Source organism: Stenotrophomonas sp. YJH_SMC_105-26 (assembly GCF_059368915.1).
Genome location: NZ_JCAFSD010000004.1, coordinates 304,129 through 313,995 on the forward strand (window position 1 = coordinate 304,129; position 9,867 = coordinate 313,995).

Annotated in this window: 7 protein-coding genes; 3 read left to right on the forward strand and 4 right to left on the reverse strand. The window is 68.7% G+C overall.

The features are described 5' to 3' along the window. Positions 1–8: 8 nt before the first annotated feature. Positions 9–2,498: a putative peptide modification system cyclase gene (locus AC5P7F_RS12965; protein WP_014645566.1), complete on the forward strand. Its 2,490-nt coding sequence runs from the start codon at positions 9–11 to the stop codon at positions 2,496–2,498. 7 nt (positions 2,499–2,505) lie between these two features. On the opposite strand, the gene AC5P7F_RS12970 is transcribed toward AC5P7F_RS12965, so the two are convergent. Further along, positions 2,506–2,799, reverse strand: coding sequence for an NHLP-related RiPP peptide (locus AC5P7F_RS12970; protein WP_014645567.1), 294 nt, complete (start codon positions 2,797–2,799; stop codon positions 2,506–2,508). Positions 2,800–2,937: 138 nt separating this feature from the next. Here AC5P7F_RS12970 and AC5P7F_RS12975 point away from each other — a divergent pair, with 138 nt between their 5' ends. Further along, positions 2,938–4,104, forward strand: a complete 1,167-nt coding sequence (locus AC5P7F_RS12975; RefSeq protein ID WP_164077232.1) for a putative peptide maturation dehydrogenase — start codon at positions 2,938–2,940, stop codon at positions 4,102–4,104. A 19-nt stretch (positions 4,105–4,123) separates the two neighbouring features. Here AC5P7F_RS12975 and AC5P7F_RS12980 read toward each other — a convergent pair whose 3' ends face one another. Genes AC5P7F_RS12980 through AC5P7F_RS12990 form a run of 3 tightly spaced genes read right to left on the reverse strand, consistent with a single transcriptional unit; the run spans position 4,124 to position 8,932 of the window. Next, positions 4,124–6,139: an acetyl-CoA carboxylase biotin carboxylase subunit gene (locus tag AC5P7F_RS12980; protein ID WP_414615743.1), complete on the reverse strand. Its 2,016-nt coding sequence runs from the start codon at positions 6,137–6,139 to the stop codon at positions 4,124–4,126. Between the two features lie 8 nt (positions 6,140–6,147). Then, positions 6,148–7,758 carry a carboxyl transferase domain-containing protein gene (locus AC5P7F_RS12985; RefSeq protein WP_495205417.1) on the reverse strand — a complete coding sequence of 537 codons (1,611 nt, stop codon included), beginning with the start codon at positions 7,756–7,758 and terminating at the stop codon, positions 6,148–6,150. Between the two features lie 10 nt (positions 7,759–7,768). Further along, positions 7,769–8,932, reverse strand: coding sequence for an isovaleryl-CoA dehydrogenase (locus tag AC5P7F_RS12990; RefSeq protein WP_014645571.1), 1,164 nt, complete (start codon positions 8,930–8,932; stop codon positions 7,769–7,771). A 159-nt stretch (positions 8,933–9,091) separates the two neighbouring features. Here AC5P7F_RS12990 and AC5P7F_RS12995 point away from each other — a divergent pair, with 159 nt between their 5' ends. Then, positions 9,092–9,709, forward strand: a complete 618-nt coding sequence (locus AC5P7F_RS12995) for a TetR/AcrR family transcriptional regulator (RefSeq protein ID WP_014645572.1) — start codon at positions 9,092–9,094, stop codon at positions 9,707–9,709. Positions 9,710–9,867: the final 158 nt, after the last annotated feature.

Here is a 9,867-nt window from a genome sequence, read left to right on the forward strand (position 1 = left end):
GGCAGGCGATGAATGGCGACAACGGAACGTCAGCCCCGCATAGCCCACAGCTGCGCGCCCTGCTGTTCACCGATCTGTGTGATTCGCTGCAGCTGGTCGAGCGGATCGGCGATGTGGCGGCGGCAAGCCTGTTCCAGGAACACGATCGCCTGGTACTGGTGCTGCAGCAGCGCTGGAACGGCCAGCTGATCGATCGCTCCGATGGCTTGTTCATGCTGTTCGAGCGCGCCGTCGACGCACTGGGCTTCGCCCTGGACTACCAGCGCGAACTGCACGCGCTGGGCCAGCAGCGCGCGATTGAACTGCGCGCGCGCGCCGGCCTGCACGTGGGCGACGTGCTGACCTGGGAGAACAGTGCCGAGGCGGTCCGTGCCGGTGCCAAGTCGATGGAGGTGGAAGGCCTGGCCAAGCCGATGGCGGCGCGCCTGATGATGCTGGCCCGCCCCGGCCAGATCCTGCTGTCGGCGGTGGCCGAATCGCTGACCCGCCGTGCCACCGATGCACTGGGCGAGCGTGGCACGCGCCTGCTGTGGAAATCGCACGGGCGCTGGCGCTTCAAGGGCGTGCCGGTGGTGCAGGAAGTGATCGAAGTGGGCGAGATCGGTTCGGCGCCGCTGCGCATGCCGCGCGCCAACGCCAAGGCGCGCCGCGACCTGCCGCTGTGGCGGCAACCGCTGGTGCTGGCCGCCGAAGGCCTGATCCTTGCCGCGGCCGTGCTGGGCGGCTGGCTGCTGCTGCGGTCGGAGCCGGCCATTGCCTTCGCCGAACGTGACTGGGTGGTGCTTGGCGATGTCGACAACCTCACCGGCGATCCGATCTTCGATGACTCGATGCGGCACGCGATCCGGATCGCGCTGGAACAGTCGCGCTACGTGAACGTGCTGTCGGAAGGCAAGATCCGCGAAAGCCTGGAAATGGCGCGGCTCTCGGGCGATACCCGGCTCAACCGCGATACCGCGGTCGATGTGGCGGTGCGGGAGGGCGCGCGCGCGGTGCTGCTGCCGACCGTGCGGCAGAAGATCGGTGGCTACGAGCTGGCCATCGATGTTGCCGCACCGGGCAGTGGCCAGGTGATCCAGACCTTCACCGCCACCGCCGATCGATCCGACCAGATGGTGTTCGCCGTGGACGACGTGGTCGGTCGCCTGCGTCGCGGACTGGGCGAGTCGGTGGCCAGCCTGGAGCAATCCCTGCCGCTGCCGCGCGCCTCGACCCAGGACCTGCGCGCACTGCGTGCGTTCGCGCTGGCCGAGAGCGCACTGGGTCAGCGTCGCTTCGAAGAAGCACGCAACCTCTACCAGGCCGCGATCGACATCGATCCCGGTTTTGCCTTGGCCTACATGGGCGTGGCCAAGCTGCATGCGCGCACCGCGCAGGTCGCGGACGCGCGTGACGCGCTGGAGCACGCGCTGGCCCAGCAGCAGCGCCTGCCCGCGCGTGAGCGCCTGTACCTGAAGGGCTGGCAGGCCGAACTGGAACCCGGTGGCTGGCCGCTGGAACAGTGGCGTGCACTGGCCAAGATCTATCCGGATTCGTTTGCTGGGCTGTCCAATACCTCCTGGGGGTTGCTGCAGGACAATCGCTTCACCGAGGCCGAGCCCTATGCGCGCGCCGCGACGGTGCCTCAGGACCCGTTGCGGCTGTATCCGACCATCCATCTGGCGCGGGCACAGCTGGGCCTCGGCCAGCCGCAGCAGGCAATGCGCACCTTGCGCCAGGCACGGATGCTGCGCGGCAATGACGAGGCCGACGACCTGGATGTGGACGTGCTGGTTGCGCAGGGCCTGGATGCACAGGCGCAGCAGCTGTTGATGCGGTTGCCGCGGGGAGACGACCTGCAACAGCGCATGCGCCTGCGGGCCCACCTGCTGGTGGCTGCGGAGCAGCGTGATTGCAGCAGTTTGCATGCCGCGATTGCTGCGGACGGTCCAGCACCGGATCTGATCGACTACCAGATCCATCAACGCCTGCAGCACGCCACCGTGACCACGCTGTGCACGGCCGGCGATGCGAAGGAGCTTGAATCCATTGCCGCCGTGCTGCGGCCGCTGCTGCGGAACAACGACGACTCCGCCGTGGGCAGCCGCAGCCTGCAGCTGCTGGCCCTGACTTATCTGGCCCAGCGCCAGGGCCAGCATGCGCTGGCCGCAGAGTGGCTGCGCGACCATGGCGAACTGCTGGAGCGGCAGCGCAGCCCTGTGGTGGGCAAGTGGCGTCGGGTTGTGTTGGCGATGGCCGAACTGGCGCAACAGCGTCCGCGGGCGGCACGCCATCTGCTCGAGCCCACCTTTGATGGCAGCGAACCTGTGCAGGCCCACGTTGTGCTGCTGCAGGCACTGCGTGCCGAGCAGGACACTGCCGGCGTGCGTCGCGAGCAGGCCTGGCTGGCCCGGCACCACGGCCAGGCCATTGCCGAGGTGGCGTCCATGCAGGTCTGGCAACCCCTGAATGTGCACGACATCGCCACCGAGGCGACGTCGGTGCGAGTGTCGCGCTGATGCGGACTCAGGCGTTGACGCGCTCGTCGATGCGGTCGGCTTCGAAGCAGAACACCACGGTCATCGAGGCGGTCGAGGTACTCAGGTACGCATGCAGCGAATCACGGGTGCGGCTCAGCTCCTCGACCGAGGCCAGGGTGCCGATCTTCATGCAGTCGTTTTCGCCAACGGCACCGTCCAGCCCGATCGAGGCCAGGGCCTTGGCCGGCGAAGCGGTGAAGTGGCTGCGGAACGCTTCGCTGCCGATCAGGTGGTCCAGCAGGGTGCTGGCGTCGGCGGCGGAAAGACGGGGATGGCTCATGGGGATTGTCCGTAGGTGGAGCTACTCGTATCGGCCGCGACAGCCTGCCATTGAGGGCCGCGCTGTGCACGTCGCTAAAGTTGGCCGCGCTGCGGTCGTTGCTGCTATGCCGGCTGTGCGGCACAAGGAAGGAAACCGATGCGCCTGCGCCGCTGCGCCAGCCTGATGTTCGAGCCTCGCGAGGCGGTCACCCTGGACCTGCGCGCGATGCTGGCCGGCCACGCCGAGATGGACAGCCAGATCAGCTGGGTGGCGCTGGCCGCCCACCTGGACCAGCCACTGCCGGTGGACGCCGAGGAGCGCCAGCTGCTGGGCGGGCTCAGCGCGCACCGCTGGAGCGAACCGCCCGCCGATGCCTGCCCGGCCATGCTGGCCCGCCTGGTCGAACAGGGCCTGCTGTTGACCGACCCACCGAGCGAGGTGGGGCACCAGATGCGCGACGAGGCGCTGCGGCGCAGCCAGTGGTGGCCATTGGCTGCGCTGGCCCATCGCCATGCGCGCTGGCAGGCCGTGGACAGCGTGGAGGACATGCGCCGGCAGGGGTTGGACACCGCGGCCGGCCTGCGCCAGCGCCTGGGGCCGCCACCGCCGGTGGTGCAGCCGATGCAGGGCGACTACCAGCCGCTGCCGCGCAGCGAAGAGGACGCGTTCGATGCACTGCTGGCGCGTCGCACCACCTGCCGCAATTTCGACCCGCAGCGCGCGTTGCCGCTGCCGCTGCTGGCCCAGGTGCTGCAGCGTACGCTGATGGCGCACGCGGTGCAGAAGGTCGAGCGCGATACCGAGTTCCTGAAGAAGAACGTGCCTTCCGGTGGCGGCCTGCATCCCACCGAGGGCTTCCTGCTGGTGCAGAACGTGGAAGGACTGGCACCGGGCTTGTACCACTATCATCCGGTGCAGCACGCCGTGCTGCCGCTACCCTCGCCACCGCCGCAGGCGTTGCCTGCGATGGCGCGGCGGATGCTGTCCGGGCAGGCGTGGTTCGCCGATGCGCCAGCGCTGCTGGTACTGGCACCGCGTTATGACCGCTGCTTCTGGAAGTATCGCAACCATGCCAAGGCGCACCGTGCGGTGACGCTGGACGTGGGCCACATTTCGCAGTTGCTGTACCTGTGCGCCACCGAGCGCGGGCTGGCAGCATTCGTGACAGCGGCGATCAACGATGCCGATGTCGATCGTGCTTTTGGGTTCGATGGCATCGGCCAGAGCGCGATGGCCATCTGTGGCCTGGGCTGGCGCAGTGCCACGCTGGACACGGCCGAATTCGATCCGGCCGGGCGGGTGGCGACGGGCGACGACCGCTGAGCGGCCGTCGCCCCGGCGATCAGGTCGCCTCGAAGTCCACCAGCACCGCGCCGTCGCCGACCTGGTCGCCGGCCTTGGCACGGTAACCCTTCACCGTGCCATCGGCCGGTGCCTGCAGGGTGTGCTCCATCTTCATCGCTTCCAGCACCACCAGCGGCGTGCCGCGCTTGACCTCGGTACCGGCCGCGACCAGCGTGGCCACGATCCTGCCCGGCATGGGTGCCAGCAGGCTGCCGGCGTCGGCCACGGCGTGGTCCGATTCACCCACTGGATCATGCAGGGTGAAGCGGTGCTGGCCGTCGGCGCCGAACAGGTACAGCTGGTTACCGTCGCGCAGCAGCTGCAGCGACCCGCGGCGCTCGCCCAGCTGCACCGTCAGGCCGTGCACATCGGCCGTGCCGATCATCCGCACCGGTGCAGCGTCATCGCACTGCACGCGCCAGCCATCGGCCTGCGCCCACACCTTCAGCGTGTGCTTGCGTTCGCCCTGCTGCAGCGGCACTACGCGCGGCGCGGACGCGCCGAGGCGCCAGCCATCCTGTGACCGCCACGGCGAATGCGGATCGCGCACGTCGGTGCTGGCGGGCACCGTGCTTGCCACCGCGGCCACGGCGGCCAGCAGCCACAGGTCCGCACCCGCGTCGCCCAGGGCACTCAATGCCGCCTGTTCGCGTTCGATCAGCGCCGTATCCAGCCTGGCGTGCGCGAACGAATCGGTATTCACCAGGCGGCGCAGGAAGCCGGCGTTGGTGGTCACGCCCACCACCTGGCAGTCGGCCAGGGCCTGGCTCATGCGGCGCAGCGCGGCGTCGCGGTCCACGTCCCAGACGATCAGCTTGGCGATCATCGGATCGTAGTACGGGGTGATGCTGTCGCCTTCCTCCACGCCGGTATCGACGCGCACGTTGGCCGACGCTGCCGGCAGGCGCAGGCGGCGCAGGGTGCCGGTGGAGGGCAGGAAGCCACGGTCGGCATCCTCGGCGTACAGCCGCGCTTCGATCGCGTGGCCATGGATGGCCAGCTGGTCCTGGCGCAGCGGCAGCGGTTGGCCCGAAGCCACGCGCAGCTGCCACTCCACCAGGTCGGTGCCGGTGATGTATTCGGTGACCGGGTGCTCGACCTGCAGGCGGGTGTTCATTTCCATGAAGTAGAAATCGCCGTCCGGGCCGGCGATGAATTCCACCGTGCCCGCACCCTCATAGCCCACTGCGCGTGCGGCATCGACCGCGGCCTTGCCCATTGCAGCACGACGTTCGGGGCTCATGCCCGGCGCGGGTGCTTCTTCCAGCACCTTCTGGTGGCGGCGCTGCACCGAGCAGTCGCGCTCGAACAGGTAGACCGCCTCACCGTGGCTGTCGCCGAACACCTGGATCTCGATATGGCGCGGGCGCTCGACGTACTTCTCGACCAGCACGTGGTCGTTGCCGAACGCCGAGGCCGCCTCGCGCTGGCAGCTGGCCAGCGCATCGACGAAGTCCTCGCTGCGTTCGACCTTGCGCATGCCCTTGCCACCGCCACCGGCGCTGGCCTTGATCAGCACCGGGTAGCCGATGCCATCGGCCTGCGCGCGCAGGAAGTCCGGCGCCTGCTGGTCACCGTGGTAACCCGGCGTCAGCGGCACACCGGCCTTGGCCATCAGCGCCTTGGCCGCGCTCTTGTCACCCATCGCTCGGATCGCGCTGGGCGGTGGCCCGATGAAGGTGATGCCGGCGGCGGCGCAGGCATCGGCGAAGTCGGCATTCTCGGACAGGAAGCCGTAACCGGGGTGGATGGCCTGTGCACCGGTAGCGCGCGCGGCATCAAGCAGGGCATCGCTGCGCAGGTAGCTCTCGCGTGCGGCGGCCGGGCCGATGTGGACGGCTTCATCGGCCAGGCGCACGTGGCGTGCGTTGCGGTCGGCATCGGAATACACCGCCACGGTGGCGATGCCGAGGCGGCGGCAGGTGGCGATGACGCGGCAGGCGATTTCGCCGCGGTTGGCGATCAGGACTTTGCTGAACATGGCAACGTGCTTCATAGGAGCGTGCTCGGTCATGGCACGGGTCACATGCGGAACACGCCGAAGCGCGTCTGCTGCGGGGCGGCGTTGAGGCTGGCCGACAGCGCCAGCGCCAGCACCTGGCGGGTGTCGGCCGGATCGATCACGCCGTCGTCCCACAGGCGCGCGCTGGCGTAGTACGGGTGGCCCTGCTGTTCGAACTGGTCGCGGATCGGTGCCTTGAAGGCATCCTCTTCCGCCGCCGGCCACTGGCCGCCCTTGGCTTCAATGCCATCGCGCTTGACCGTGGCCAGCACACTGGCGGCCTGCTCGCCGCCCATCACGCCGATGCGCGCGTTCGGCCACATCCACAGGAAGTTCGGCGAGTACGCACGGCCGCACATGCCGTAGTTGCCGGCACCGAACGAGCCGCCGATCACCACGGTGAACTTGGGCACCCTGGCACAGGCCACCGCCATCACCAGCTTGGCGCCGTCCTTGGCGATGCCGCCCTGTTCGTACTTGCGGCCGACCATGAAGCCGGTGATGTTCTGCAGGAACACCAGCGGGATGTTGCGCTGGGTGCACAGCTCGATGAAGTGCGCGCCCTTCAGGGCCGACTCGGAGAACAGGATCCCGTTGTTGGCGATGATGCCGATCGGGTAGCCGTTCAGATGGGCGAAACCGGTCACCAGCGTTGCGCCGTAGCGCGGCTTGAACTCGTCGAAGCGCGAGCCATCCACCAGCCGCGCGATCACTTCGCGAACGTCGTAGGGCTTGCGCGTATCGGCCGGGATCACGCCATACAGCTCATGGGCCGGCAGCAATGGCGCTTCAGGGGCCCGCACCGCCATCGCCGGTTCCGGCTTGCGCCAGTTGAGCTGGGCGATGATCGCGCGCACCCGTGCCAGTGCCTGCAGATCGTTGTCGGCCATGTGGTCGGCCACGCCGGAGATGCGGGTGTGCACGTCGGCGCCACCCAGTTCCTCGGCCGTGACCACTTCACCGGTGGCCGCCTTCACCAGCGGCGGGCCGCCGAGGAAGATCGTGCCCTGCTCGCGCACGATCACGGTCTCGTCGCTCATCGCCGGCACATAGGCGCCACCGGCGGTGCAGCTGCCCATCACGCAGGCGATCTGCGGAATGCCCTGCGCCGACAGGTTGGCCTGGTTGTAGAAGATGCGGCCGAAATGGTCGCGGTCGGGGAAGACTTCGTCCTGCAGCGGCAGGAACGCGCCACCGGAATCGACCAGGTAGATGCACGGCAGGTGGTTCTGCTCGGCGATCTCCTGCGCGCGCAGGTGCTTCTTCACCGTCATCGGGTAATAGGTGCCGCCCTTGACCGTGGCGTCGTTGGCCACGATCACGCATTCCACGCCGCTCACCCGGCCGATGCCGGCCACCACGCCCGCGGCGGGCACGGCGTCTTCATACATGCCGTGCGCGGCCAACGGCGCGATTTCCAGGAAGGCGCTGCCGGGGTCGAGCAGGGCGTCGATGCGGTCGCGCACCAGCAGCTTGCCGCGCGCGGTGTGCTTGGAGCGTGCCGCCTCGTTGCCACCCAGCGCGGTGCGCGCGAGGGTGGCGTGCAGGTCGTCGACTACGGCCTGCATGGCCGCGCGGTTGCTTTCAAACGTTTCGCTGCCCGGTTGCAGCTGGCTGTTCAGGACGGTCATCGCGGTGGCCTTACAGGGTGCGCTGGAACAGTTCGCGGCCGATCAGCATGCGGCGGATCTCCGAGGTGCCGGCGCCGATTTCATACAGCTTGGCGTCGCGCCACAAGCGGCCGGTCGGGTATTCGTTGATGTAGCCGTTGCCGCCGAGGATCTGGATCGCCTGGCCGGTCAGCCAGGTGGCCTTCTCGGCGGCGTACAGGATCGCACCGGCGGCGTCCTGGCGGGTGGTGCGGCCCTGGTCGCAGGCGCGCGCCACGGCATAGACATACGCGCGGCAGGCACCCAGGCCCACGTACATGTCGGCGATCTTGGCCTGGATCAGCTGGAAGCTGCCGATCGGTTCGCCGAACTGGTGGCGCTCGTGCACATAGGGCATGACCACGTCCATGGCCGCGGCCATCAGGCCCAGCGGGCCACCGGACAGCACCACGCGCTCGTAGTCCAGGCCGGACATCAGTACGCGCACGCCACCGCCGACCTGGCCCAGCACGTTCTCTTCGGGAATCTCGCAGTCCTGGAACACCAGCTCGCAGGTGGGCGAGGAGCGCATGCCGAGCTTGTCCAGCTTCTGCGCGGTGGAGAAGCCCTTCATGCCCTTCTCGACCAGGAACGCGGTGATGCCCTTGGCACCGGCCTCCATGTCGGTCTTGGCGTAGACCACCAGCACGTCGGCATCCGGGCCGTTGGTGATCCACATCTTGTTGCCGTTGAGCACGTAGCGGTCGCCGCGCTTGTCGGCGCGCAGCTTCATCGACACCACATCCGAACCGGCACCCGGTTCGCTCATCGCCAGCGCGCCGACCAGGCTGCCGTTGCACAGGCCGGGCAGGAAGCGCTGCTTCTGTTCTTCGTTGCCGTTCTTGCGCAGCTGGTTCACGCACAGGTTGGAGTGCGCGCCATAGGACAGGCCGATGCCGCCGGAGGCGCGCGAGATTTCTTCCATCGCCACCACGTGGGCCAGGTAGCCCATGCCGGTACCACCGTATTCTTCTTCCACGGTGAGGCCGAGCAGGCCCTGTTCGCCCAGCTTCGGCCACAGGGCCAGCGGGAACTGGTTGCTGGCATCAGCCTCGGCGGCCAGCGGTGCGACCTCGGCGGCGGCAAAATGGGCCACGCTCTGGCGCAGCAGGTCGATGTCTTCGCCAAGATCGAAGTTCAGGGATGGCACGTGCATTGTGGTGGCTCCACGGCGGGATGGCAGGGAATGGACGCACCCGGCGGGGGAGCGGGCGGCGGTCGGCAGGACCGCCACCCGCACGGGCGATGGCCCCAGCGTAGCGGGGTTCGGATAAGAAGTGAATACGAATTCAAAAATTGAAACTAGAATCAGAACATGGCCTATAAACGCTCTGCATTGATGGAAGAACGCCTGGCGGGCGCCCGTGAACGGATCCTGCTGGCCACCCGCGAGCTGGTCGCCACCGGCGGCTGGCGCAACGCCCCGGTGACCGCCGTGGCGACCCAGGCGGGGGTGTCCACCGGCCTGATCTATCGCCACTTCCCGTCCAAGGCCGAGCTGTTCGTGGAGGTGCTCAACGCCGCGGTGGCCCACGAGGTCGCGATCATGGAGCGCATCGCCAGCGGTCCGGAGGTGGCCAGCGAGCGCCTGCGGCTGGCAATCACCGCCTTCGTCCGCCGCGCCCTGGCCGGGCCGGGGCTGGCGCACGCCTTCATCGTCGAACCGGTCGATCCGGACGTGGAGGCCGAGCGCATGCGCGGACGTCGCGCGTTCGGCGACGTGTTCCTGCGGCTGGTGGAGGAAGGCGTGGCCGCCGGTGAGCTGCCGGCGCAGGACGCGCATGTGGCCGCCGCGTGCCTGGTTGGCGCCTTCACCGAAGCGATGGTCGGTCCGACCGCGCCCAGCCGCGAAGCGCACCGCGACGAAGACGCGCTGGTGGATGCGATCTGCAGCTTCTGCCTGCGCGCGATCGGTGCCCCGGTAATCCGGTAGCGCCGGCCGCTGGCCGGCTTCTGCTGCTGGGGTCAGATCCCTTTTGCGGCGCAAAAGGGATCTGACCCCATCCCCGACCCCATCCCCGACCCCATCCCCGACCCCATCCCCGACCCCATCCCCGACCCCATCCCCGACCCCATACCCGACCCCATCCC

Excerpts from the sequence above, each read along its gene's own strand:
- AC5P7F_RS12995 (WP_014645572.1), top strand. The coding sequence starts at position 9,092 with ATGGCCTATAAACGCTCTGCATTGATGGAAGAACGCCTGGCGGGCGCC.
- AC5P7F_RS12970 (WP_014645567.1), bottom strand. The coding sequence starts at position 2,799 with ATGAGCCATCCCCGTCTTTCCGCCGCCGACGCCAGCACCCTGCTGGAC.
- AC5P7F_RS12985 (WP_495205417.1), bottom strand. The coding sequence starts at position 7,758 with ATGACCGTCCTGAACAGCCAGCTGCAACCGGGCAGCGAAACGTTTGAA.
- AC5P7F_RS12980 (WP_414615743.1), bottom strand. The coding sequence starts at position 6,139 with ATGACCGAGCACGCTCCTATGAAGCACGTTGCCATGTTCAGCAAAGTC.
- AC5P7F_RS12975 (WP_164077232.1), top strand. The coding sequence starts at position 2,938 with ATGCGCCTGCGCCGCTGCGCCAGCCTGATGTTCGAGCCTCGCGAGGCG.
- AC5P7F_RS12965 (WP_014645566.1), top strand. The coding sequence starts at position 9 with ATGAATGGCGACAACGGAACGTCAGCCCCGCATAGCCCACAGCTGCGC.
- AC5P7F_RS12990 (WP_014645571.1), bottom strand. The coding sequence starts at position 8,932 with ATGCACGTGCCATCCCTGAACTTCGATCTTGGCGAAGACATCGACCTG.